Annotated in this window: 14 protein-coding genes and 1 pseudogene; 11 read left to right on the forward strand and 4 right to left on the reverse strand. The window is 69.1% G+C overall.

Features of this window, described 5'->3' with window-relative positions:
• The first annotated feature begins 70 nt into the window (after window positions 1–70).
• The 9 genes from FJV41_RS12120 to FJV41_RS54575 all read left to right on the forward strand — a co-directional run bounded on the left by FJV41_RS12120 (window position 71) and on the right by FJV41_RS54575 (window position 15,348).
• Window positions 71–1,315, forward strand: coding sequence for an HlyD family secretion protein (locus tag FJV41_RS12120; RefSeq protein WP_141642614.1), 1,245 nt, complete (start codon window positions 71–73; stop codon window positions 1,313–1,315).
• Window positions 1,312–2,082: an ABC transporter ATP-binding protein gene (locus FJV41_RS12125; protein WP_141642615.1), complete on the forward strand. Its 771-nt coding sequence runs from the start codon at window positions 1,312–1,314 to the stop codon at window positions 2,080–2,082. The genes FJV41_RS12120 and FJV41_RS12125 overlap by 4 nt, the downstream gene beginning before the upstream one ends.
• Before the next feature lie 87 nt (window positions 2,083–2,169).
• Entirely contained in the window at window positions 2,170–4,590 is a 2,421-nt protein-coding gene (locus FJV41_RS12130) for an ABC transporter permease (protein WP_141642616.1), read from the forward strand.
• Between the two features lie 12 nt (window positions 4,591–4,602).
• Entirely contained in the window at window positions 4,603–7,023 is a 2,421-nt protein-coding gene (locus FJV41_RS12135; protein ID WP_141642617.1) for an ABC transporter permease, read from the forward strand.
• 12 nt (window positions 7,024–7,035) lie between these two features.
• Entirely contained in the window at window positions 7,036–9,387 is a 2,352-nt protein-coding gene (locus FJV41_RS12140) for an ABC transporter permease (protein WP_141642618.1), read from the forward strand.
• Between the two features lie 17 nt (window positions 9,388–9,404).
• The gene (locus FJV41_RS12145) at window positions 9,405–10,082 is read left to right on the forward strand and encodes an ABC transporter ATP-binding protein (protein ID WP_141642619.1); all 678 of its coding nucleotides are present in this window, start codon (window positions 9,405–9,407) and stop codon (window positions 10,080–10,082) included.
• Window positions 10,083–10,100: 18 nt separating this feature from the next.
• On the forward strand, window positions 10,101–12,506 hold the full coding sequence (locus tag FJV41_RS12150) for an ABC transporter permease (protein ID WP_141642620.1): 2,406 nt from the start codon (window positions 10,101–10,103) through the stop codon (window positions 12,504–12,506).
• A gap of 32 nt (window positions 12,507–12,538) precedes the next feature.
• A complete protein-coding gene (locus tag FJV41_RS12155) occupies window positions 12,539–13,978 on the forward strand; it encodes a sigma-54-dependent transcriptional regulator (RefSeq protein WP_141642621.1) in 1,440 nt (479 codons plus the stop codon).
• 35 nt (window positions 13,979–14,013) lie between these two features.
• On the forward strand, window positions 14,014–15,348 hold the full coding sequence (locus tag FJV41_RS54575) for a sensor histidine kinase (protein ID WP_438616739.1): 1,335 nt from the start codon (window positions 14,014–14,016) through the stop codon (window positions 15,346–15,348).
• 36 nt (window positions 15,349–15,384) lie between these two features.
• Here FJV41_RS54575 and FJV41_RS12165 read toward each other — a convergent pair whose 3' ends face one another.
• Window positions 15,385–15,909, reverse strand: coding sequence for a hypothetical protein (locus FJV41_RS12165; RefSeq protein ID WP_141642623.1), 525 nt, complete (start codon window positions 15,907–15,909; stop codon window positions 15,385–15,387).
• Window positions 15,910–16,132: 223 nt separating this feature from the next.
• Complete coding sequence (locus tag FJV41_RS12170; RefSeq protein ID WP_141642624.1) at window positions 16,133–16,579, reverse strand: methyltransferase family protein; 447 nt, start codon at window positions 16,577–16,579, stop codon at window positions 16,133–16,135.
• Between the two features lie 87 nt (window positions 16,580–16,666).
• On the opposite strand from FJV41_RS12170, the gene FJV41_RS12175 reads away from it, so the two are divergent.
• Window positions 16,667–17,251 carry a Crp/Fnr family transcriptional regulator gene (locus FJV41_RS12175; RefSeq protein ID WP_217439508.1) on the forward strand — a complete coding sequence of 195 codons (585 nt, stop codon included), beginning with the start codon at window positions 16,667–16,669 and terminating at the stop codon, window positions 17,249–17,251.
• Window positions 17,252–17,260: 9 nt separating this feature from the next.
• Here FJV41_RS12175 and FJV41_RS12180 read toward each other — a convergent pair whose 3' ends face one another.
• Together FJV41_RS12180 and FJV41_RS12185 are read right to left on the reverse strand one after the other, a co-directional pair.
• Window positions 17,261–19,741, reverse strand: a complete 2,481-nt coding sequence (locus FJV41_RS12180) for a P-loop NTPase fold protein (RefSeq protein ID WP_181790583.1) — start codon at window positions 19,739–19,741, stop codon at window positions 17,261–17,263.
• 732 nt (window positions 19,742–20,473) lie between these two features.
• On the reverse strand, window positions 20,474–23,218 hold the full coding sequence (locus FJV41_RS12185) for a YncE family protein (RefSeq protein WP_141642627.1): 2,745 nt from the start codon (window positions 23,216–23,218) through the stop codon (window positions 20,474–20,476).
• Between the two features lie 210 nt (window positions 23,219–23,428).
• Here FJV41_RS12185 and FJV41_RS12190 point away from each other — a divergent pair.
• Window positions 23,429–24,164, forward strand: a pseudogene (locus tag FJV41_RS12190) (glycoside hydrolase family 15 protein); the annotation flags it as partial.

Raw genomic sequence — 24,164 nt, forward strand, 5'->3', positions numbered from 1 at the left:
GGGTCCGAGCAATTTCCTGGGGTTGAGTCGCGTGTAACGGTTGGCACGCGGCTCGCTCTAGGGGTGGCCCGTGGACATTCCCAAAGCCAAGAAGCCGCGCCGTAAACCCTGGTTGTTCGCCATCGGCGGTGCGTTCGCGCTCATCCTCGTCACGGTGGGTCTGGGTCGGCTGCGGCCGGCGGCGCCCTCGGTGGACCGGGCCTCGGTGTGGCTGGACACGGTGAAGCGCGGCCCCATGGTGCGCCAGGTGAAGGGCGCGGGCACGCTGGTGCCCGAGTACATCCGCTGGCTGACGGCGGACACCGCGGGCCGCGTGGAGCGCATCCACGTGCGGCCCGGCGCGACGGTGAAGGCGGACACGCTCCTGATGGAGCTGGCCAACCCGGACGTGCAGCTCCAGATGCTGGAGGCGGAGCGGCAGCTCGCCAGCGCCGAGGCGGAGTTCATCCAGATGCGCATGACGCTGGAGACGCAGCGGCTGGCGCAGGAGGCCGCGGTGGCCACCCTCACCGCCGAGTCCTCAGACGCCGAGCGCCGCGCGACCGCCAACACCATCCTCGTCGAGAAGGACCTCATCCCCGCGCTCGACGCGCGGCAGGCGGGCGAGAAGGCGGGCGAGATGACGCGCCGCCTGGATTTGGAGCGCAAGAAGCTGTCCGTCGTCGCCTCCAGCATGAGGGACCAGTTGGTCGCGCTGCAGGGACAGGTGGAACGATTGAAAGCGGTGGCCCGCTTCCGTCGTACCCAGGTGGAGTCGATGAAGGTGCTCGCCGGGGAGGACGGAGTGCTGCAGGAGCTGCCGTTGGAGCTGGGTCAGTGGGTGACGCCGGGCGTGTTGCTGGCGAAGGTCGTCAAGCCGGAGCGGCTCAAGGCGGAGCTGAGAATCGCCGAGACGCAGGCGCGCGACATCGTCCAGGGCCAGAAGGCGCTGGTGGATACGCGCAACGGAGTGGTGGAGGGCACGGTGGCGCGCGTGGCGCCGGCGGCGAGCCAGGGCACGGTGCGGGTGGAGGTGTCGCTGCCGGACGAGCTGCCCAAGGGCGCGCGGCCCGACCTCACGGTGGAGGGCACCGTGGAGCTGGAGCGGCTGGGCAACGTGCTGTCGGTGGGTCGTCCGGCCGGTGCTCAGCCCAACGGGACGATGTCGCTGTTCCGGTTGATGCCGGGCAGTGACGAAGCGATTCGAGTGCCGGTGCAGTTGGGCCGGGGTTCGGTGAATGCCGTGGAGGTGCTTCAGGGCCTCGCGGAAGGTGACCAGGTGGTGCTGTCGGACATGGCCGCGTGGGATGCGGTCGAGCGGGTGAGGCTGCGATGATGACGACGACGAACAACAATGCGGAGACGCCTGCTTCCGAGGACGCGGCGGTGCTGTCGGGTGCGGCCAAGGTGGAGTCGGGCAAGTCCCTCATCACGCTGGAAGGGCTGACGAAGGTCTTCGAGACGGAGGAAGTGGAGACACACGCGCTCTCCAACATCCACCTCAACATCCGCCAGGGTGAGTGGGTGGCGATTGTCGGCCCCTCGGGCTCCGGCAAGTCCACGCTGCTGGCGGTGCTGGGGTTGCTCGACACGACGACGCGGGGCACGTATCTCCTGGATGGAAAGAGCGTGTTGGATTTGTCGGCGTCGGACCGGGCGCTGGTGCGCAACCGGCACATCGGCTTCATCTTCCAGAGCTTCAACCTCATCGGCGACCTGACGGTGTTCGAGAACGTGGAGCTGCCGCTGACGTACCGGGGCATGCCCGCCGCCGAGCGCAAGCAGCGGGTGGAGAAGGCGCTGGAGCGGGTGGGCATGGCGCACCGTGCGCGGCACATGCCGGGCCAGCTCTCCGGCGGTCAGCAACAGCGCATCGCCGTGGCGCGCGCGGTGGCCGGAGACCCGCTCATCCTGCTGGCCGACGAGCCCACCGGTAACCTCGATTCGAAGAACGGCGAGGCGGTGATGCAGTTGCTGTCGGACCTGCACAAGGCGGGCGCCACCATCTGCATGGTGACGCACGACCCGGCGCACGCGCGCACCGCGACGCGCACGGTGAGCCTCTTCGACGGTCGCATCGTGCAGGACGAGCAGCGCCGCTGACCTTTTCTCCTCTCGTGGGCCTCGCCCGGGTCGCTCCTGGCGGGGCGGCTCTCGGGAGGACCGCGTCCTGAATCACTCGGAGTCGTCGTGGGAACCTTCCTCCAGAATGTCCGCTACGCGGTGCGCTCATTGCGCAAGAGCCCGGGCTTCACGTTGATAGCGGTGCTGGCGCTGGCGCTGGGCATCGGCGCGAACAGCGCGGTCTTCAGCGTGGTGAACGGCGTGCTGTTGAATCCGCCGCCCTTCACGCAGCCCGAGCGCCTGGTCCACATCTGGGGCAACTACGCCAAGGCGAACATCAAGGACATCGTCGTGTCGGTGCCCGAGTACCGGGACTACCTCACGATGCCCAAGGCCTTCGGCTCGCTGGCGGCGTTCGATGCGAACAACGTCACGCTCACCGGGGGCGACGCGCCGGAGCGGCTCCAGTTGACGCGCTCCACGGCCTCGCTGTTCCCCACGCTGGGCGTGTCTCCGGTGCTGGGCCGCGCCTTCTCCGAAGAGGAGGAGGCGCTGGGGCGCGACAAGGTGGTGGTCTTGACGCACAAGACGTGGCGCACGCGCTTCGCGGCGGACTCGAGCGTGCTGGGCCGCGAGCTCCGGCTCGACGGGGACACGTACACGGTGGTGGGCGTGCTGCCGCCCGGCGTGGAGTACCCGGCGGACACGGACCTGTACGCGCCCCTGGCGCCCACGCAGGAGCAGGCGGCGGAGGTTTCGCGTGGCTACCACTTCCTCAGCGTGGTGGGGCGGCTGAAGCCAGGCATGACGCTGGAGGCGGCGAAGGCGGACATGGACCGGGTGGGGCGGGAGATGGAGACCCTGTACGAGCAGAGCTACAAGGACTACGGCTGGACCATCACCGTGAAGTCGCTGGAGGACGAGGTGGTGGGCCAGGTGCGCGGGACGCTGTGGCTCCTGCTGGGCGCGGTGGGCTTCGTGTTGCTGGTGGCGTGCAGCAGCGTGGCGAACCTGCTCCTGGCCCGGGCGACGGCGCGTGCACGCGAGGTGTCCATCCGCGCGGCGCTGGGCGCGAGCCGTGGGCGGCTGGTGGCGCAGTTCCTCACCGAGAGCCTGGTGCTGTCGGCGGTGGGCGGCGGACTGGGGCTGCTGCTGGCCGTGTGGGGCACGGACGCGCTGGTGGCGATGGTGGGGGACGGGCTGCCTCGCGCGGCGGAGGTGGGGCTGGATGTCTCCTCGGTGCTCTTCACCGTGGGCATCTCGGTGCTCACGGGCGTCGGCTTCGGGCTGGTGCCCGCGCTCCAGGCGAGCCGTGTGGACCTGAGCGCGACGATGCGCGAGGGCTCGCGAGGGACGGAGGGTGGCAAGGCGGGCCGGCTGCGCGCGGGGTTGGTGGTGGGGCAGGTGGCGTTCGCGCTGGTGTTGCTGGTGGGCGCGGGCCTCTTCCTCCGGAGCTTCCAGGCGCTGACCCAGGTCGAGGCCGGCTTCACTCCCGAGGGCGTGCTCACCGGTCAACTCGTGTTGCCGGCCACGAGCTACGCGAAGCCGGAGGACCAGCGGGCCTTCCAGCGGGAGTTGCTCCGTCGCGTGCAGGCGCTGCCCGGCGTGGAGTCCGCGGCGGTGGCGAACATGCTGCCTTTGGGCGGCAAGACGAACACCAGCTTCGACGTGGAGGGGCGGACGCGGGCGCCGGGAGAGATGTGGCCGGCGGTGGAGACGCGCTTCGCCAGCGCGGACTATCTGCGCACGCTGCGGGTGCGGCTGCGCGACGGGCGCATGCTCCAGGAGACGGACGGACCGGACGCGGCGGGAGCGGTGGTCATCAACCAGACCTTCGCGGACCTCTACTGGCCGAAGGGGGACGCGCTGGGCCAGCGACTGAAGCTGCACCGGTCCGACGCCCGGTGGGCCACGGTGGTGGGCATCGTCGACGACCTGCGCGAGTGGGGCCTGGACAAGCCCGCGCGTCCGACGGCGTATTACTCCGCGGTACAGACGCCCCTCTCCAGCCTCCACCTGGTGGCGCGCGTGAAGGCGGGCGACCCGGAGTCACTGCGCACGGCGCTCGAGTCAGAGGTGCGCGCGCTCGATGGCAACCTGCCCCTGTTCAAGGTGACGTCCATGGTGCGGCTGGTGGACGAGTCCATCGGCTCGCAGAGGCTGACGGCGCTGTTGATGGGCCTGTTCGCGGGCACCGCGCTGCTGCTGGCCGCGCTCGGAATCTCGGGCGTCATCGGCTACTCGGTGGCGCAGCGCACGCGGGAGATGGGCATCCGCATGGCGCTGGGCGCGGCGAAGTCGGATGTGCTGGCACTGGTGTTGCGCCAGGGCATGAAGCTGGCGGGGCTGGGCGTGTTGCTGGGGCTGGTGTTGTCGCTGGTGCTGGCGCGACTGTTGAGCACGCTGCTGTATGGCGTGACGGCGTATGACCCGTGGACCTTCGCGGGTGTGGCGGCGTTGTTGAGCGGCGTGGCCCTGGGCGCGACGTGGCTGCCAGCGCACCGCGCGACGCGGGTGGACCCCATCATTGCCTTGAAGGCGGAGTAGGAGCGCGCGTCGATGGAGACCTTCATCCAGGACCTGCGGTATGCGCTGCGCACGTTGGGCAAGAGCCCCGGCTTCACTCTGGTGGCGGTGCTGGCGCTCGCGCTGGGCATCGGCGCGAACAGCGCGGTGTTCAGCGTGGTGAACGGCGTGCTGCTCAGGCCTCCACCGTTCGCGGAGCCGGAGCGCCTGGTCCACGTCTGGGGCAACTACGCCAGGTCCGACCTGAAGGACATCTGGGTGTCGGTGCCCGAGTACCGGGACTACCTCACGATGCCCAAGTCCTTCTCGTCGGTGGGGGCCTATGTGGAGAGCGACATCACGCTCACCGGAGGGGACGTGCCGGAGCGGCTCACCGTGATGTTCTCCACGGCCTCGCTGTTCCCCACCCTGGGCGTGGCTCCGGCGCTGGGCCGCACCTTCTCGCATGATGAGGAGACGCCAGGCCGGGAGCGCGTGCTGGTGCTGACGGACAAACTGTGGCGCACGCATTTCGCCAGGGACCCGCGGGTGCTGGGCCGAGTGCTGCAACTGGATGGCAACGCGTACACGGTGGTGGGGGTGCTGCCGCCCGGCGTGGAGTACCCGGCGGGCACGGACATGTACGCGCCCTTCGCGCCCACGCCCGCGCAGGCGGCCGAAGACGTGCGCGGCAACCACTACCTCAGCATGGTGGGACGGCTGAAGCCCGGCGTGACGCTGGAGGCGGCGAGGGCGGACATGGCGCGGGTGGGCCAGGAGATGGAGACCCTGTACGCGAGCAGCTACGGGGGCTACGGCTGGGCCATCAGCGTGAAGTCGCTGGAGGACGAGGTGGTGGGCCGGGTGCGCGGCACGCTCTGGCTGTTGCTGGGCGCGGTGGGCTTCGTGCTGCTGGTGGCGTGCGGCAGCGTGGCCAACCTCCTGCTGGCTCGGGCGGCGGCGAGGGGCCGCGAGGTGTCCATCCGCGCGGCGCTGGGCGCGGGGCGCGGCAGGTTGTTGGCGCAGTTCCTCACGGAGAGCTTCGCGCTGTCCGCGTTGGGCGGCGCGCTGGGCCTGCTGCTGGCCGTGTGGGGCACGGACGCGCTGGTGGCGATGGTGGGAGACGGGCTGCCTCGGGCGGAGAAGGTGGGGCTGGATGCGGCCTCCGTCTTCTTCACCTTGGGGGTGTCGCTGCTCACGGGCCTGGTCTTCGGGTTGGCGCCGGCGCTCCATGCGAGCCGTGCGGACCTGAGCGCGACGATGCGCGAGGGCTCACGAGGAACGGAGGGACGCAACGCGGGCTGGCTGCGCTCGGGGCTGGTGGTGACGCAGGTGGCCCTGGCGTTGGTGTTGCTGGTGGGCGCGGGTCTCTTCCTCCGGAGCTTCCAGGCGCTGACCCAGGTGGAGGCGGGCTTCACTCCCGAGGGGGTGCTCACCGGTCAGCTCTCGCTGCCGGCCGCCCGGTATGCGAGGCCGGAGGACCAGCGGGCCTTCCAGCAGGAGCTGCTCCGCCGCGTGCAGGTGCTGCCCGGCGTGGAGTCCGCGGGGGTGACGAACAGGCTGCCTTTGGGTGGAAGGACGGACACCAGCTTCGACATCGAGGGGCGGATGCGGGCGCCGGGGGAGATATGGCCGGCGGTGGAGACGCGCTTCGCCAGCGCGGACTACCTGCGCACGCTGCGGGTGCGGCTGCGCGACGGGCGCATGCTCCAGGAGACGGATGGACCGGACGCGGCGGGGGCGCTGGTCATCAACCAGACCTTCGCGAACCTCTACTGGCCGCGGGGCAACGCGCTGGGCCAGCGACTGAAGTTGCACCGGCCGGATGCGAAGTGGGCCACGGTGGTGGGCATCGTCGACGACCTGCGCGAGTGGGGACTGGATACGCCCGCGCGTCCGACGGCGTACTACTCCGTGGCGCAGACTCCGCTCTCCAATCTCCACCTGGCGGTGCGGGCGAAGTCGGGCCACCCGGAGTCCTTGCGCACGGCCATCGAAGCGGAGGTGCTCGCGCTCGATGGCCAGTTGCCCTGGTTCAACGTGGCGTCCATGGTGCAGCGGGTGGATGAGTCCATCAGCTCTCGCAGGCTGACGGCGGTGCTGATGGGCTTGTTCGCGAGCACGGCGCTGTTGCTCGCGGCGCTCGGAATCTCGGGAGTCATCGGCTACGCGGTGGCGCGGCGCACGCGGGAGATGGGCATCCGCATGGCGCTGGGCGCGACGAAGTCGGATGTGCTGTCGCTGGTGCTGCGCCAGGGCTTGACGCTGGCGGGGTTGGGCGTGGGCCTGGGCCTGGTGTTGTCGCTGGTGCTGGCGCGGCTCTTGAGCACGCTGCTGTTCGGTGTGACGGCTTATGACCCGTGGACCTTCGTCGGTGTGGCCGCGTTGTTGAGCGGTGTGGCCCTGGGTGCGACGTGGCTGCCGGCGCACCGCGCGACGCGGGTGGACCCCATCATCGCCTTGAAGGCGGAGTAGGAGCGCGCGTCGATGGAGACCCTCGTTCAAGACCTGCGGTACGCGCTGCGCACGCTGGGCAAGAGCCCCGGCTTCACGTTGGTGGCGGTGCTGGCGTTGGCGCTGGGCATCGGCGCCAACAGCGCGGTGTTCAGCGTGGTGAACGGCGTGCTGCTCACTCCACCGCCCCTCGCGGAGCCGGAGCGCCTGGTCACCGTGTCCAACGACATCCAGGCGGTGGGCCTGGAGGGCATCTCCATCTCGACGCCCGAGTACCAGGACTTCCGCACGCTGCCGCGAGTCTTCAGCTCGGTGGCCGCCTACAACTGGCGGGACATGACGCTGACCGGAGGCGGCGCCGCGCAGCGCTTCGCCGTGGTGCAGGGCACCGCCACGTTGCTCCCCACGCTCGGCGTGACGCCGATGCTCGGCCGGAACTTCACCGAGGCGGAAGCCTCTCTGGGTGGGGAGAAGGTCGTGGTGTTGACGCACAAGGTGTGGCGCGCGCACTTCGCGGAGGACCCCGGCGTGCTGGGCAAGACGATGCAGCTCGACGGCAAGCCCTACACGGTGGTGGGCGTGCTGCCCCGCGGCGTGGTGCACCCGGAGCGCGCCGACCTCTACGTGCCCTTCGTGCCGCTGCCGGAGCATGTCTCGGAGCGCACCACGCGCTACCTCTTCTGCCTGGCGCGGATGAAGCCGGGCGTGACGCTGGAGCAGGCGCGCGCGGACATGGCTCGGGTCGCCCTCGACATGCAGGCGGTGGAGTCCCGCTACCAGGGGATTGGCTGGTCCATCCGCGTCACCTCGTTGGAGGACAAGCTGGTGGGCGACGTGCGCGGCACGCTGTGGCTGTTGCTGGGCGCGGTGGGCTGCGTGCTGCTGGTGGCGTGCAGCAGCGTGGCGAATCTGCTCCTGGCTCGTGCGGCGGCGCGTGAGCGCGAGGTGTCCATCCGCGCGGCGCTGGGCGCGAGCCGTGGCCGGCTGGTGACGCAGTTCCTCACGGAGAGCCTCGTGTTGTCCCTGGCGGGTGGCGCGCTGGGGTTGCTCCTGGCGATGTGGGGCACGGATGCGCTCCTGGCCTTCATGGGAGACGGACTGCCGCGCATGGCGCACGTGAAGCTGGATGTGACGTCGGTGTGCTTCACGATGGGCGTCTCCGTCCTCACGGGCCTGGTGTTCGGACTGGTGCCGGCGCTCCAGGCGAGTCGCGCGGACCTGAATGCGACGATGCGCGAGGGCTCGCGAGGCTCGGAGAGTGGTCGTTCGGGCCGGCTGCGCTCGGGGCTGGTGGTGGCGCAGGTGGCCTTCGCGCTGGTGCTGCTGGTGGGGGCGGGCCTGTTCGTGAAGAGCCTGCTCGCGTTGCGCGGCGTCGACGCGGGCTTCAAGCCCGAGGGTGTGCTCACCGGTAGGCTCGCGCTGCCTGAGGCGCGCTTCGCGGAGCCCGCCCGCAAGCTGGCCTTCCAGCGCGAGCTGCTGGAGCGCCTGGAGGCCTTGCCGGGCGTGGAGTCCGTGGGGCTCACCAACATGCTGCCCCTGGGTGGCATCTCCACGAGCGGCCTCGAGTTCGAGAGCCGGCCGGAGGTGCAGGGCGAGCTGCTGCCCGCGGTGGATTTCCGGCTGGCGAGCCCGGGATACCTGAGCACGCTGGGGGTGAAGCTGCTTCAGGGCCGCCTGCACCAGGGCATCGGCGAGGTGGGCGCGGTGCCGGAGGTCGTCATCAACAAGCGCTTCGCGGACGTGTACTGGCCCCAGGGCAACGCGCTGGGACAGCGGCTGTCAATCGAGCCGAGGAAGCAGTGGGCGACGGTGGTGGGCATCGTGGACGACCTGCGCGAGTGGGGGCTGTCCTCGCCCGCGCGGCCCGCGGCCTACTGGTCGCTGCCGACGTCGCCCGCGTCGTACCTGGGCCTCGTGGTCCGGGTGAAGGCGGGGGAGCCGGAGGCGCTGCGCGCGTCCATCGAGGCGGAGCTGCGCGCGGTGGACGCGGACGTGCCGCTGTTCGGCGTGGCGCCGCTGGCGCGACTGGTGGATGAGTCCATCAGCTCCAGCAGCCTGTCCGCCCTGTTGATGGGACTGTTCGCCGGCACGGCGCTGTTGCTGGCGGCGCTGGGCATCGCTGGCGTCGTGGGCTACTCGGTGGCGCGGCGCACGCGGGAGATGGGCATCCGCATGGCGCTGGGCGCGGCCAGCTCCGACGTGTTGGTGATGTCGCTGGGCCTGGCCCACCTCTTGGGCAGCATGCTGTACGGCGTGACGGCGTATGACCCGTGGACCTTCACCGCGGTGGCGGCGCTCCTGGGCGGCGTGACGCTCCTGGCGACGTGGCTGCCGGCGCGGCGGGCTTCTCGCGTGGACCCCATCGTTTCCTTGCGCTCCGAGTGAGCACGAAAGCACCTCTCATGTCCTCACCTCTCATCTCACTGCGTCAGGTCGAAAAGTCCTACCCGTTGGCGGGGGGCCGCACCTGGGTGCTGCGCAACATCGACCTGGACATCCAGCCCGGCGAGTTCGTCACCCTGATGGGCCCGTCCGGCGCGGGCAAGTCCACGCTGCTGGCCGTGCTCGGCATGCTCGATGCCGAGTGGAAGGGCGAGTACGTCCTGGACGGGCAGGCCGTGCACGCGATGAAGCCGAAGGAGCGGGGCGAGTTGTCCCGGCGCACCATCGGCTTCGTCTTCCAGCAGTACCACCTGCTGGACAACCTGACGGTGGCGGAGAACCTGGAGGTGCCGCTGTCCTACCGCAACCTCAAGCGCGGTGAGCGCGAGGCGCTGGTGGGCGACATGCTGGACCGCTTCCAACTGGTGGGGAAGAAGGACCTGTTCCCCGCGCAGCTCTCCGGCGGACAGCAGCAGTTGGTGGGAATCGCCCGGGCGCTCATCGCCACGCCGAAAATCCTGCTGGCGGACGAGCCGACGGGCAACCTCCACTCGCAGCAGGCGAAGCACATCATGGAGGTGTTCCAGACGCTCAACAAGGCGGGCACCACCATCATCCAGGTGACGCACTCGGAGGCCAACGCGGCCTTCGGCCACCGCATCATCCAGTTGGCGGACGGCTGGCTCCAGAAGACCTGAGCAGGGCACGAGGCCACCATGCTGAGCGATGTGTCGATGGATGTGCGGTACACCCTGCGGACGATGCGCCAGTCGCCTGTCTTCACCCTGGCGGCGGTGCTGGTGCTGACGCTGGGCATCGGGGTGACGACGGCGCTGTTCAGCGTGGTGGACGCGGTGCTGCTGCGTCCGCTGCCGTTTCCGGAGCCGGACCGGCTGGTGGTGATGTCCACCGATAAGCCCGGGAAGCTGCTGGCGCGCTACAGCCTGCCCAACTACGAGGACGTCGCGCGGCTCTCCACGCGGCTGCGCTCGATGACCGCGTACGGCCAACGGTTGATGAACCTCACCGGCGAAGGGGACGCCGAGCAGCTTCGCGGCGCGGTGGTGGTGGGGGACTTCTTCGGGGCGTTCGGCATGAAGCCGATGCTGGGGAGGACCTTCGCGCCCGAGGAGCGCGACGCGCGGCTGGCCGTCATCTCGCACTCGCGCTGGATGAAGGAGGGCGGCGGCGAGGGCGTGCTGGGCCGCACGCTGACCCTGGGCGGTCAGCCCTACACGGTGATTGGGGTGATGCCGCCGTCCTTCGACGTGCCCGCCCACACCACCGAGGTCTGGGTGCCCTTCGACAGCCTTCCCGGCGCGGCCACGTCGGAGGAGCGCACCGAGCGGGGCTTCCGCTCCTTCGCCGTCGCGGCGAGGCTTGTTCCAGGCGCGACGCTCGAGTCGGTCCGCCACGAGCTGAAGAGCCTGAACGAGGAGCTCCTCTCACGGGACGACGCCACCCTGAAGCTGGGGGTGGCCCGCTACGCCGACTCCCTCACCCAGGACGTCAGCCTGCTCCTGTGGGTGCTGCTGGGCGCGGTGTCCCTGGTGTTGCTGCTGGCGGCGGCCAACGTGGCGCACCTGCAGCTCGCGCGGGCGGCGGCGCGGCAGCGTGAGCTGGGCATTCGCGTGGCGCTCGGTGCCAGGCGCGGCCGGCTGGTGCGCCAGCTCCTCACGGAGAGCGTGCTGCTGGCGCTGCTGGGCGGCGTGGGCGGCGTGCTGCTGGCGCTGTGGGCCACCGATTTGTTGATGATGCTGGGGGCCAACACACTGCCCCGGGCGGGCGAGGTGGTGGTGCATGGCCGCGTGTTGCTCTTCGCGTTGGCGGTGACGCTGACGACGGGGGTGGGCGTGGGGCTGGTGCCGGCGCTCCAGCGCTCGCAGCTCTCGCCAGCGACGGTGCTGGGGCGCGGGGCGACGGAGAAGTCACGAGGCCGCACGCACGCGGTGCTGGTGGTGGCGGAGGTGGCGCTCGCGCTGATGCTCGTCACCGGGGCGGGGCTGATGCTGAAGAGCTTCTGGCGGATGTACCAGGCCGACCCGGGCCTGGACCCCGTGGGCGTCTTCGTGGCCCGACTGGCGCTGCCGCAGAGCCGCTATGACACGCCGGAGCGGACGGAAGCCTTCCACCGGGAGCTGACGGCGCGGCTCGCCGCGCGTCCGGAGGTCGCTGGCGTGGGCGTGGGCGGCAGCCTCCCGGCGGGCGGTTCCCTCTCGCGCTCGGGCTACTGGAAGGAGGGAACCGAGGACCCGCCGGTGCGGCCCGACGCGCTCATCAACGTCACCACGCCGGGCTTCCTGGAGGCGCTGCGCGTGCCGCTGCTCGCGGGACGCCTGCTCACGGAGTCGGACGGAGCGAACGCGCCACGGGTCATGGTGGTGAGCGAGCGCTTCGCGCGCGAGGTCTTCGCCGGCGAGGACGCGCTGGGCCGCCGCGTCTCCTTCGGTGGCGACGACGCGGAGGGCAACCCGCTGTGGACGACGGTGGTGGGCGTGGTGGCGGACGTGGCGTACGCGGGCGTGGAAGTGGGGCACGAGCCCACCGCGTACGTCCCCATGGCGCAGGAGCCGACGACGGACGGGCAGCTCGCGGTGCGGGCGGCGCCGGGCCTGGACCCGAGGAAGCTGGAGTCGGTGGTGCGCGAGGAGCTGCGCGCGGTGGACTCCATGGTGGCGCTCGCGCGTGTGGGCACGCTGGAGGACCGGCTGTCCTCGGACCTGGGGCAGCCGCGCTTCCGGGCGGTGTTGCTGGGGGCCTTTGGTTTGCTGGCGCTGGTGCTGGCCGCGGTGGGCATCTACGGCGTGATGTCCTACTCGGTGTCACAGCGCGAACACGAGATGAGCGTGCGCATGGCGCTGGGCGCACGCGCGGCGGATGTCCTGAGACTGGTGGTGGGACAGGCGCTGCGGCGAGTGGGGCTGGGGTTGGTGCTGGGCCTGCTCGGGGCGCTGGCGGCCCACCGCATCATGGAAGGTCTGCTCTACGGGATGGGGGCGCTGGATGTTTCGGTCTTGGCTTCTGTCTCGCTGCTGCTATTGGGCACGGCCTGGCTGGCGAGCTGGCTGCCGGCGCGCAAGGCCGCCAACGCGGACCCCGCCGCCGTCTTGCGTCGCGGCTGAGCCTCTTTGTTTCTGGCACTCTTTCTTCCTGGATGTTCCCCGTGTCCGAACCCCTCCCTGTCTCCGTCGTCACCCCTGTCTCCGCTCCCATCGCCACGCGTCCCTCGCGCATCCTCATCGCGGATGACCAGGCCGACGTGCTGGAGGCCCTGCGCCTGCTGTTGAAGCGGGACGGGCACACCATCGTCACCGCGCAGTCGCCCGCTGGAGCGCTCGCCACGCTGGAAGCCGAGGACGTGGACCTGGTGCTGATGGACCTGAACTACGCGCGGGACACCACGTCCGGGCGAGAGGGCATGGACCTGCTTGGCCGCATCCGCGCGCAGGACGCGGCGTTGCCCGTCGTGGTGATGACGGCGTGGAGCAGCGTGGAGGGCGCGGTGGAGGCGATGCGTGGTGGCGCGCGCGACTACGTGCAGAAGCCGTGGGACAACACGCGCCTGCTCGCCACGCTGCGCACGCAGTTGGAGCTGGGCCGGGCGCTCAAGCGCAGCCGCCGGCTGGAAGAGGAGAACCAGCACCTGCGGCGCGGCCAGGGCGGCCTGCCCACCATGGTGTCCGAGTCGCGCGCCATGTTGCCGGTGCGCCGGATGATTGAGCGCGTGGCGCCGTCTGGGGCCAACGTGCTGGTGACGGGTGAGCACGGCACGGGCAAGGAAGTGGTGGCCAGGCTGCTGCACGCGTCCTCCACGCGCGCGGACCGGGCCTTCGTGGCCGTCAACTCGGGAGGACTCTCCGAGGGTGTCTTCGAGAGCGAGCTCTTCGGCCATGTGAAGGGCGCCTTCACCGACGCGAAGGCGGACCGCATCGGCTGCTTCGAGCTGGCGGATGGCGGCACGCTGTTCCTGGATGAGATTGGGAACATGCCGTTGTCGCAGCAGGCGAAGCTCTTGCGCGTGCTCCAGACAGGGGAGTTGCACCCGGTGGGCTCGTCGAAGACGCGGCGCGTGGATGTGCGGGTGGTGAGCGCCACCAACGTGGACCTGGCCAAGGCGGTGGCCGAGGGCCGCTTCCGCGAGGACCTGCTGTACCGCCTCAACACGGTGGAGGTGCCGTTGCCGCCGCTGCGTGAGCGCCGCGAGGACATCCCGCTGTTGGCGTCGCACTTCCTGGCCGAGCACGGCAAGCGCTACGGGCGCAACGCGGCGCGGCTGACGCCTGGGGCGCTGGAGGCGCTCCTGGCCTACCCGTGGCCGGGCAACGTGCGCGAGCTGGAGCACGCGGTGGAGCGCTCGCTGCTGATGGCGGTGGGGGACGATGTGTCCGCGGAGGACCTGCTCTTGCGCCGGGCGGGTCGCGAGGGCCTGTCGCGGCTGGAGGAGATGACGCTGGAAGAGGTGGAGCGCTACCTCATCGAGCGCGCGTTGGCGCGGCATGAGGGCAACGTGAGCGAGGCGGCGAAGGGACTGGGCCTGTCGCGCAGCGCGCTGTACCGTCGGCTCCAGTACTACGGAATCAAGGGAGCCCGGTGAGACGCAAGCGCGAGCCCTGGCCACATGACCTGCAGATGCTCGCCCTGACGTGGCTGGCGGGTCTGCCGGGAGGGGTGGTCTCGCTCGCGCTGGTGTGGACGGGAGACTTTTCATCCAAGGTCCGTTGGACGCTGTCCACGCTGGTCGTGGGCGTCTTCCTGGGCGTGGGGCTCCTGGTCCGCGAGCGGGTGATGCGGCCCCTGCACGCGCTGGCGAACCTGTTGGCGGCGCTGCGCGAGGGGGACTACTCGACGCGCGGTCGCGGCGCGCGGGTGGGTGATGCGCTGGGCGAGGTGCTGCTGGAGGTGAACGCCCTGGGCGACACCTTGCGCGAGCAGCGGTTGGGGGCGCTGGAGGCCGGAGCGCTGCTCGAGCAGGTGATGGAGGAGATTGACGTCGCGGTGCTCGCCTTCGATGTCGCGGGCACGCTGCGGCTGGTGAATCGCGCGGGTGAGAAGCTGTTGGGCCAGTCGCGCTCACAGTTGATGGGCAAGGGGGCCGGCTCGCTGGGGCTGGCGGACCTGTTGGACGGCCCGGCGCCTCGGAGGCTGTCGCGCTCCTTCGTGGAGGAGGGCGGGCCATACGAGCTGCGGCGCGGTGGTTTCCGCCAGGGCGGCCTGCCGCATCACCTGGTGGTGCTGGCGGATCTGCGGCTGGCGTTGCGTGAGCAGGAGCGCGAGGCGTGGCGGCGGCTGGTGCGGGTGCTGAGCCATGAAATCAACAACTCGCTGGCGCCCATCCAATCGATTGCCGAGGCGCTGCGCGACACGCTGTTGATGGAGCCGCGTCCCTCGGATTGGGAAGACGACGCGAAGAGCGGCCTGGGCATCGTCGCGAGGCGCTCGGAGGCGCTGGCGCGCTTCATGTCCGCGTATGCGCGACTGGCGCGGCTGCCGCCCCCGGTGCTGGCGGGGGTGGAGGTGGACGGCTGGGTGCGGCGGGTGGCGGCGCTGGAGAAGCGGCGGCCGGTGTCGGTGCGGGCGGGGCCGACGTTGGCGGTGCGCGGGGACTCCGACCAGTTGGAGCAGTTGCTCATCAACCTGGTGCGCAACGCGGTGGACGCGGTGCTGGGCGAGGCCCCGGGCGCACAGGTCTGGGTGTCATGGGCGGTGCTGACGCCGGGCGCGGTGGAGGTCTGGGTGGAGGACGAGGGCCCGGGCCTCGCGGACACGGGCAACCTCTTCGTGCCCTTCTTCACCACGAAGCCGCAGGGCAGCGGCATTGGCCTCGCGCTGTGTCGGCAGATTGCAGAGGCGCACGGCGGAACGCTGCGCCTGGAGAACCGTCCCGAGGGACGTGGGTGCCGGGCGCGGTTGAAGTTGCCGCTGGAAGCTCACGGTGCGAGCACCGCGGCGCAGGCCGTGGGCTGAGACGTCGGGCCCTCGAGCTCCCGGGCCTTGGAGACTTCAGGCCACCTGGGCGCCGGTGTCTGGCGGCGCGTCATACGTGGGCGTGAGGTCCACCACGTTCACCGTGACGAGGTGGTAGACGATGACGTTGCTCACCCAGAAGAAGATGGCGGCGTAGTGGACGTAGACGAGCGGCGAGCCGGGCCACACTTGCAGCGGGTGGTTGAAGACGTTGGCCGCCATGTAGCCGCCGAACCACTCGCCCATCCAGCAGACCAGGGCTCCGATGGCGACGCGCGTCCAGACCTTGACGCGCTGCGGGTAGAACCAGAAGTAGTGCAGGGTCCACAGCAGGCCGACGCATCCAGCCCAGAGCATCATGCTGCCGAAGGAGAACCAGTGGTACGGGGACTCGGGGTAGTACCAGCCCCAGTCCTTGTTCATCCAGCGCCAGGCCACGTTCTGGGACAGCTCCATGAACCAGAAGAGCGGTGCGACGTAGAGCACCTGCGTCATGAGGACTCGGAGGAAGCAACTCAGCGTCTTCCAGAGTCTCAGCGTGGACCCGTCGAGCGAAACCATGTGTTCCCCCCCGTGCTTCGGCCTGGGCGACCGAGGGCTGTTCATCTGACAGAACGTGATGAGTCCCATGTCTTGAAACATCGTGGGCGACAACCGCTTGTGTCCTGACGCCACGGGGGTTGCGCCGGGCTGAACGCGGATTCAGCCGTCGGCGAAGGGCCGGGGGTGGAAACCCGAGGAGACTCCGGGAGTTGATGCCTCTCGATGCGGGCGACGCCGGGCGTCAAAGCCACCGGCGGACGGCGCGTTGATATTCGACGTACTGGCCGCCGAATTTCTGGAGCAGGGCCTGTTCCTCGACGCGGATGTACCAGAAGTGGGTGAGCAGGCCGAAGGCGAGCGGCACGACGAAGGGTGAGACCGACCCCAGGGTGATGCCCAGGCCGACGAGGCTCGCGACGAAGCCCAGGTACATGGGGTTGCGGGTGAAGCGGAACAGGCCCTCGCGCGTGAGGGTGCCGGGGTCCCCGAAGGTGTTGATGTTGGTGCCCAGCTTCTTGAAGAGTCGGGCGTGCCATTGGGCGACGGCGATTCCCGCGAGCAGCAAGGCGCCTCCGAGCCAGCTCCAGGGGCGCCCCCAAAGCTCGTGCAGCGGGGCGGTCTTGTTCAGGAGGACCATGACGCCCATGGACGCCAGCAGGACCACGGGGGGAAGGAAGAGGGCTCGCATCGTGGATGTCTCCGTGCGTTGGTGGCGCGCAGTCTTCCGGTGCGGGGGAGCGGCGTCGTTAACCCGGGTTTACGTTGAGAGGTGTCCGTGACGACGGCGAGGGAGGTGCTGCGGGGTCTGGCGGGGAGCGCGCTGCCAGGGTGGGACGCGGTGGCGCCGCTGCTGCGCGCGAAGACGCTGCGCAAGGGCGAGTACCTCTTCCACGTGGGCGAGGCGCGGCCGAGCATCTTCATCGTCACGCGCGGGCTGGTGAAGATGGTCTACGAGACGAGCGAGGGTGGCGCCTGGGTGAAGGCGTTCGCGGGGGAGGGGACGTGTTTCGCGAGTCTGGTGGCGCTGGCGCCGGGAGGAGTCACGAGCTTCTCCACGCAGGCGGTGGTGGAGTCGCGGGTGGAGCAGCTCGACTATGGCGAGGTGCGGAGGCTGGCGTCGCGCCACCTGGAGTGGCAGCGGGCGGTGAGCCGGGCCTTCGAGGTCTATGGGCTGCGCAAGGAGAAGCGGGAGATGGAGCTGCTCACGCTGTCCGCGGAGGAGCGCTACCAGCGGTTCCTGGACGAGCACCCGGACCTGGCGCCGCTGCTGTCGCAGCGGGATATCGCGAGCTACATCCGCGTCACGCCCGTGGCGCTGAGCCGCATCCGTTCACGGCTGCGAAGGCGACGGGCGTCGTGAGGCGCGAGCCTACCGGAAGCTGAAGCGGGTGACCCAGGGGACGAGCTTCCGGACCAGGGTGAGCGGAGTGCTCTGGATGGCGGGTGGCATGGCGCGGAGCCAGGTGAACAGCTCCGAGATGACGTGCTCGGGCTCGTTGGAGGGGAGGTCGAGCGCTTGGAGCGTGAGCAGCTCCTCGTCGTGTTCGTAGCGCTTGAGGAGCGCGAAGAACTCCTCGGCGAGCTGGGGCTTCGAGGTCACCAGCGCCAGCAGCAACAGACACATCTGGGAAGGAGAAGTTCCTTCCTGTTCCTCGCCCATGAACTCGGTCTGTCCCGCGCTAGGGACACACGCCTTGATGAGTCGATAGGTGTTGGCGAAGCGCTTGAGCACACGAGGCGTGGGGCTCAGCAGCGGGCCGAGACAGTCGATGAACGCCAGTTCTCTCTCGCTGATGACGAGGCCGGGAGGATTGAGCTCTTCCTGTTCATTCGACGCGACCTGGGCGTGGCTGGAGGATGCGGAGGACTTCGGCTTGCCGTGTACGGATGTTGCTGCTTGCGGTGCGGCGCTCGTGGGCCACACGACCTTCATCAGGGCCGGTGAGCCCTTTTTGTAGTCCCACTCTTCCATCGGGTCGACGGTGTCTGGGGTGTCGACGACGAACCTGGGCTTCAGCTCCAGGACCGTGGCCTCTTGCGAGTGCTCTTCCGCGGAAGGACGGGCCAGCAACCCGCGCAACATGCTCGAGCGGTGGTCGCTGCTCACGGGCCGCAGCCAGATGGGAATCTGGAAGATCTTCTCCAGATAGTCGTAGGCCGTGGCTCCTGGGGTCATCGCATCCAGGGGCAGGGCGTTCGGGTCCTCCATCTTCAGCAGGTCCTTGAAGGTGTGGTTCAGGCAGCGCGCCACCCAGCGCGAGTCCACGCCCACGACGACGACGAACAGCGGGAAGGCGAGGAGCAGGTGCACGGCCTGGAGCACCTTCACCACGGTGTCTTGCGAGCAGCGGTCCAGGTCGTCGATGTAGAGGACGATGCGATTGATGGCGGGGACGTTCGGGTCCGTCTGTTCGTCGCGGTTGACCGCCTCCATCAGTCGCGACAGCTCCTCGAAGTCCCTGCGGATGAGGGCGACGAGTCCCAGGTGCTTGCGGTAGTCGTCGCTGCCGGTGCGGTTCTCGATGAACTTGTCCAGCAGCCGCGCGCTGGAGAGCTCGGCGATGGCTTGCTTCAGTTGGAGGACTTCGTCCTGGGCCTTGGCCATGGACGCGCGTTGCTGTTCCTCCGCCTGGGCCAGTGAGGCGACCTGCTCCCGAGCGACCTGTGCGGCTTCATCGAGCGGCTTGAGTCGATTCTGGAGGTCGGTTTCGATGGCCTGTTCGACTTCGTGCAGTCGCTTCTCGTTCTGCTCCCGCCGCTCTCGCAGCCACGCGGTCTGCCGCTGGAGCCAGAGCGTCACGGAGCCCACGAGGCCTGTCAGCGTCGTGAGGCCAGCCATCAGGCCCGCGAGGTCCTGCTTACCGAACTCGTCGAGTACGAACGGAAGCGCCAGGCTCACGGCGAGAGAGACGATCAAGATGATGGCGGGAGGACGCAGTCGTTTGTTCGCGCTCCGCGTATCCAGGAGGGATGCGACGAATCCGCCGGTCTGTCGCAACTCGGCCTGGGCATTGCCGAGGGCATCCCGCAAGTCGAAGGCCGTGCGTCCCAGGGAGCTGAAGCCTGTTTCAGCCAGCCATGCGGTGGCCCTCTTCTGGACACCCTCCTCAAGCTTCAATGTGGCGGGCATCAACTCCAGCAGGGTGCGCTTTTCGGAGAGGGCTTGCTCCAGCTCGACGCGCTTTGATTCCTTCTGTTGCTCCAGTTCGCCGACCTTCTGCTGCGCCAGCGCGACCTCGGCTTCCTTCGCGGTGACCTCGGCCTGCTTCTTGAGCAGCTCCGCTTCCCGCTGTGCGAGCCGTGTCAGCAGGTCATCCCTGCGTTTGCCGATGTCTGCTTCGGGCTCGTCCTGTCGCTTCCGGAGGTTGCGGAAGATGTGTTCGACGAGGCTGGCCCACAGGTTGCCTTCCGCGTAGTGCCAGGCGTTGAATTCGATCTGGATGATGTTCTTGTAGAAGGCCACTTCCCGCTGGGGGCGCTGGGACTTCACGGCCCGGCCCGCGAGTTCCTCCACCCGCTTGCGCAGGTGGTGCATGAAGAACGACTTGCCCGAGCCCCAGTCTCCGAACACGCCGATGGACAGCGGTGGCGCCATGGTGCGCGAGGCAATCAGCGCGCTGAGCGCATCGACGTCACGGTCGATGTCCAGGAGGTCTTCGTTCTCCCGGCCGTCGGCGTCGTAGCGAGGAGAATAGAGGGTGCGCTGAGTGTCGTTGTCCAGCCAGCTCAAGGGAGAGGACGGTGTCGGAGCAGGTGCTGGCTGCGGAGGCGCTTGCCCGTACTCGGCCATTCCACCGTGCTGGAGTTGGCTCTTCCAGTCCTCGGCCTCCTCGGGATGGAACGAGGACATGAACTGGACAAATGGCGCACGGAGCTGCCGTCTGTCCACGCGCATTGCATGGAAGGCGCCCTCATGGAAGTTGGGCAGCCATAGAAATGCCGCGATGAGGTGGCGTGCTCCGAGTGCTGCGGAAAGGATGCCGGTGCGCCGAACCCGGATGTTTTCGGCTTCTGTCAGTGCCCGTTGGACCGATTTCGTCGAGGTCAGGGGCGACTTCAAGAGTTCCATGGAGGGCGCCATGGATTCGAAGTATGCAAGTTGCTCAGGGGCGAGACTCGCGGCCAGCAGCATTTGAGATATGTCTGCACCGTGTTGCTCGGCCGTTCTCACCAGCCATTCACATACAGGTATGGGCGAGGTCCCGATGGCGGCCATGAGTGCCGGGAAGGACAAATGGACATTGCCCGGAAAGCTCGCAGTGGGGATGGCGGCTCTATCGGCAGCCAGGGAGAGTTGGGCCGCACGTCCAAGGAGCGAAGCGAGGTCAGTCGAGATGGGGCCCAGTTCCGTCACCGCGCCGGTATCCATGTCCTGGAATCGGACCATGCGCGGCCCAGAGTCCTCGGCCGCCTCGACGCTCTCGTCCTCTTCCGGTCGTTGCATGTCCCCCCCTGCGCGAATGCACTGCGCCAACGATGTTGGCACCGTCCCGCGCACGAAGGAAAGCCAGGCCCCCAAGTCCCTCGGAGGCAGCACCGTGGACCCAATCACTCCAGGTCCACGGCCACACCTCACACGGACCTACCGGCTCGTCGCGTCATCCGGTCGGGTGCCACGGTCCAGCTCATCGCGGTCCAGCGCACCGTCCAAATCCCGGTCGATGCCGATGCGCACCTCCGAGCCCTTGGGCACCACCGTGTACGTCAGCTCACTCCCCGCGAGCGCCAGCGTCTGAAGCAGTGACGCGGTGACCGTCTCCGCCGCGCGGTCCGTCTGGAACAACCCGCCGCCCATGTATGTGGCCCCTCGCGCGATGCCTCCCTGGTTCCCCTTCGCCACCAGGCCCACCTTGCCGCTGTCCGCCAGCGCCTGGAACGTGGACAGCGCACTCAACTGCGCCGGAGTGGGACTCGCCGTGGTCAGCGTCACCTGCCTCCCCACCGCCGCGTGTGTGTCCTTGCTGTCCGGCCCCGGCGGCTCTCCCACCGTCGTCGCCGAGCCCTTGGGCAAATCCGAGCCCGAGAACGCCAGCATGAACGCCACCATGTCCGCGACCTCCTGGTTGCTCTGGAGCGTGAACACCGGCTCGGTGAGGAAGCGCGCAATCGTGTCCACGCTGCCGTCGTGCGAGAACCCGAAGCCCGCCAGGTTCGACGTCTGCGTGAAGTCCATGCCCACCTTCTCGTAGAGGTTGCGCAGTTGGGAAATCTTCATCGTCACATTCGTGAACCCATCCACGGAGACCAGACCCGTGTGACGCTCGCCGCTCGGGCCCGCGGAGACGGTGACGAACTGGCTCCCAGTCCACCGCACGTCCGCGCCCAGGCCCGTGGGCAGCGTGTGACACGTCGAGCAGGCGAACGCCCCCGAGTCCAGCAAGCGCGGCGGCCGATACATCTGCAGCCCGTTCACCGCGTTCCCATTGGGCAGCGGCAACCCCGCCGTGCCAAACCGTCCCGTCGTGACGTGCCCCGGCAGCGGCAGGCTCGTGGGCAGCGAGTTGTCGAGGTTCCGGAACGGATTCGGCGCGAACGTCAGCGTGGCGAGGAAGTCCTCGAACTGTTGCATCTCGATGACGGTGAGCTGCGTGTCATCACCCTGGAGGCTGAGGAACGCACCGTTGAACTCCTCGATGCCCGCGCGGTCTCCACGCCAGTGCAGCGGCTCCTTGCCGATGATGTCCTGGAGCGTCTGCGTCGTCATGGGCCCCTTCATCGAGTGCCACGGCTGGAAGCCCCCCGTCAGTCCGGGAATGCCCATGCCCAGGTTCTGCCCCGTCACGGCCTTGAGGTCCCCCGCCGGGTCTCCCAAATCCCACGCGAGCCGGTCCAGCCGTCCGTCGATGTGGCACGACGCGCACGACACATGCCCCAGGCCCGAGCTCCGGTGCGTGTCATACAGGTGCTTGCGGCCGACCTTGATGGCACCCGGTGACGGGTCGAAGAACGGCACCCGCGCCACCTCGGTATTCGAAACCGTATCCACCACGGACACGCTCGCCGCGAACTTGTTGAGCACGTAGAGCCGCGTCCCGGAGAGCACCACGCCCGTGGGCCCCTCACCCACCGCCACCTGGGTAATCCGGCCGCCCGCGTCGTCCATGACCGCGACGTTGTTGGAGCCCATGCCCGTGATGTAGACGCGGCTCCCCTCCGCGTTCCACGCAAGCCCCCGAGGGTCTCCGAGCGCCAACTGCCGCGTCGCCTGCGGCACCGTGCCCGTGGTGTACGTCAGGTGCGGATTGAGGTCGAAACGGGAGACGACGGACGGAATCGCCGGGTCGAACGACGCGGCCATGACGCGCAGGAAGCGGCCCTGGAGGTTGGGCTCGAAGCGGACCTCGTTCACTGCGTCCGTGCCCACCACGACGACATGGCCTCCCGGGTGGACCGCCAGCGCCATGTCCAGGTTCATCAACCCGCTGGCATACGTCACAGCCAGCGTGGATGCGTTGATGATGGCCACGTCCCGGTCCGGCAAATCCCAACCCGCGCGGCGCCCCGACGCGGCGGCGTTGCTCCCCGAGACGACGCTCGACCAGTCACGGCTGTTGTCATCCATCCACCGGCCACTGGCGTCCTTCTTCACGATGAGGGCCACGGGAGGAGGGGCCGGGTTGCCGCTCTTCCTCGGCGGCTTGAACGTGCTGCCCGAGTTGGGCGGAGGATTGACGCCTCCATACGGCCCCACGCTGCTGCTCACCACGTTGGGCGGAAAGCCCCCGCCTCCCATCGCGTTGCCACCCCCGAGCACCGTGCTGCGATTGCCAGACTCGAAGAAGGCCACATACACCTGCGTGCCCGCGGCGTTGACGGCCAGCGCGCGAGGCTCCTCGCCTTGCAGCGCGATGCGCGTGGGCGCGGCGAGCGGTGTGGACGGGTCCACCACCAGCACGCGGTTGACCTGCGAGCAGGAGATGAACGCGCGCTGCGGCGAGCCCGCGAAGATGACGTCGGCGGGCTCGTCATCCGTGGGCACCGTGGCCTTCACGTTGAGCGTGGTGAGGTCGACGATGCTGACGCTGTCGGAGACATGGTTGACCACCCACGCCTCGGTGTTGCTCCGGGCTCGCACGGAGACGGGGTCCAGGCCCACGGGGATGGAGGCGGTGAGCACGGGCGTGCCGCTCGACACGGAGAACACCAGGAGCCGATTGTCCGCCGTGTTCACCGCGAGCAGACGGGTGCCATCCGGCGTCAGCTCCAGCGGATGGACATGCGGATGCTCCCAGTTCACGAACGCGCCCGGCGACTGCGCCCGGGACACGCTCGCCAGCAGCACGAGGCACGGCAACAACGCGACCAGCACCCTGCGGACAACGGACATGGGACCCCCTGGCTTCGAGCACCCGGCTCGCTCTGGATGGAGAATTCCACTAAATCTGTTAAGTCAGATTATTCTGACAAATATGGACCTGTAACACGAGCGGCTGACTCGGGTCGCGGCAGGGGCGAGGGGTCCTCGGGCACCCTTGGGCGTCACCGGGTTGGGAGGTCCCCGTTGGCCCGGGGAGGGAAGCACTCCAGAATCCGCCGGATGAAGCGTTTCCCCCACCTGTGTCTGGGCCCTGGCCGGGCGACCTCGAGTGTCGCGCGTGCCGTGGCCCTCTTCCTGACCTCCCTGCTGTGTGGCCTGGCGTCGGACGCGCACGCGGAGGTCGCCGTCCGGCGCACCTTCCTGAAGCTGCCGTCCTCCAACGGGCATGGCGCGGTGATGTTGGATTTGGAGCAGAAGAAGGTGTCGCACTTCCGCGAGCACAGCTTCGCGACGGAGGAGCCCGTCATCGATGCGCTGGGCAACGACGTCTTCGTGCGCGGGCAGCCGCAGGTGGTGCACTCGCGGGACGTGTTGTTCGACGCGTTCTTCGGCCTGCGCTCGGGCGGGACGCAGCGCTGGTTGAGCACGCAGGACGCGGACCTGGACGCCAGCGGCTACGCGGCGTGGGCGCCGGGGAAGACGGGCGGCACGGGGCTGGCGACGATGGTGCAGCGGGTGGGGACGCTGGAGGTGACGACGTATGTCTTCGCGCCCCAGTCCGTGCCGCACGCATCGTTCGTGATGGCGGTGCGGGTGCGCAACACGGGCGCGACGGCGTCCACGGGTGTGAGCGTGTTCTCGCTCCACAACTTCCATGTCGGCTTCGGTCGGCCCGGCGTGCTTGCGGACCTGGATGAGAACGGCGAGACGGTGGAGGTCAGCGGCAGCGACCTCGTGGAGAAGGGCTTCGCGGGCGTGGTGGTGGGGCGGCCGTTGGGCGCGGTGACTCGGAAGG

The organism is Myxococcus llanfairpwllgwyngyllgogerychwyrndrobwllllantysiliogogogochensis, from assembly GCF_006636215.1.
Lineage (GTDB): Bacteria > Myxococcota > Myxococcia > Myxococcales > Myxococcaceae > Myxococcus > Myxococcus llanfairpwllgwyngyllgogerychwyrndrobwllllantysiliogogogochensis.

Bases quoted from the DNA above. Each gene is read 5' to 3' on its own strand.
- FJV41_RS12125 (WP_141642615.1), top strand. From the start codon at position 1,312: ATGATGACGACGACGAACAACAATGCGGAGACGCCTGCTTCCGAGGAC.
- FJV41_RS12185 (WP_141642627.1), bottom strand. From the start codon at position 23,218: ATGTCCGTTGTCCGCAGGGTGCTGGTCGCGTTGTTGCCGTGCCTCGTG.
- FJV41_RS12180 (WP_181790583.1), bottom strand. From the start codon at position 19,741: ATGTCCTCGTTCCATCCCGAGGAGGCCGAGGACTGGAAGAGCCAACTC.
- FJV41_RS12145 (WP_141642619.1), top strand. From the start codon at position 9,405: ATGTCCTCACCTCTCATCTCACTGCGTCAGGTCGAAAAGTCCTACCCG.
- FJV41_RS12165 (WP_141642623.1), bottom strand. From the start codon at position 15,909: ATGGTTTCGCTCGACGGGTCCACGCTGAGACTCTGGAAGACGCTGAGT.
- FJV41_RS12150 (WP_141642620.1), top strand. From the start codon at position 10,101: ATGCTGAGCGATGTGTCGATGGATGTGCGGTACACCCTGCGGACGATG.
- FJV41_RS12155 (WP_141642621.1), top strand. From the start codon at position 12,539: ATGTTCCCCGTGTCCGAACCCCTCCCTGTCTCCGTCGTCACCCCTGTC.
- FJV41_RS12170 (WP_141642624.1), bottom strand. From the start codon at position 16,579: ATGCGAGCCCTCTTCCTTCCCCCCGTGGTCCTGCTGGCGTCCATGGGC.
- FJV41_RS12135 (WP_141642617.1), top strand. From the start codon at position 4,603: ATGGAGACCTTCATCCAGGACCTGCGGTATGCGCTGCGCACGTTGGGC.
- FJV41_RS54575 (WP_438616739.1), top strand. From the start codon at position 14,014: ATGCTCGCCCTGACGTGGCTGGCGGGTCTGCCGGGAGGGGTGGTCTCG.
- FJV41_RS12140 (WP_141642618.1), top strand. From the start codon at position 7,036: ATGGAGACCCTCGTTCAAGACCTGCGGTACGCGCTGCGCACGCTGGGC.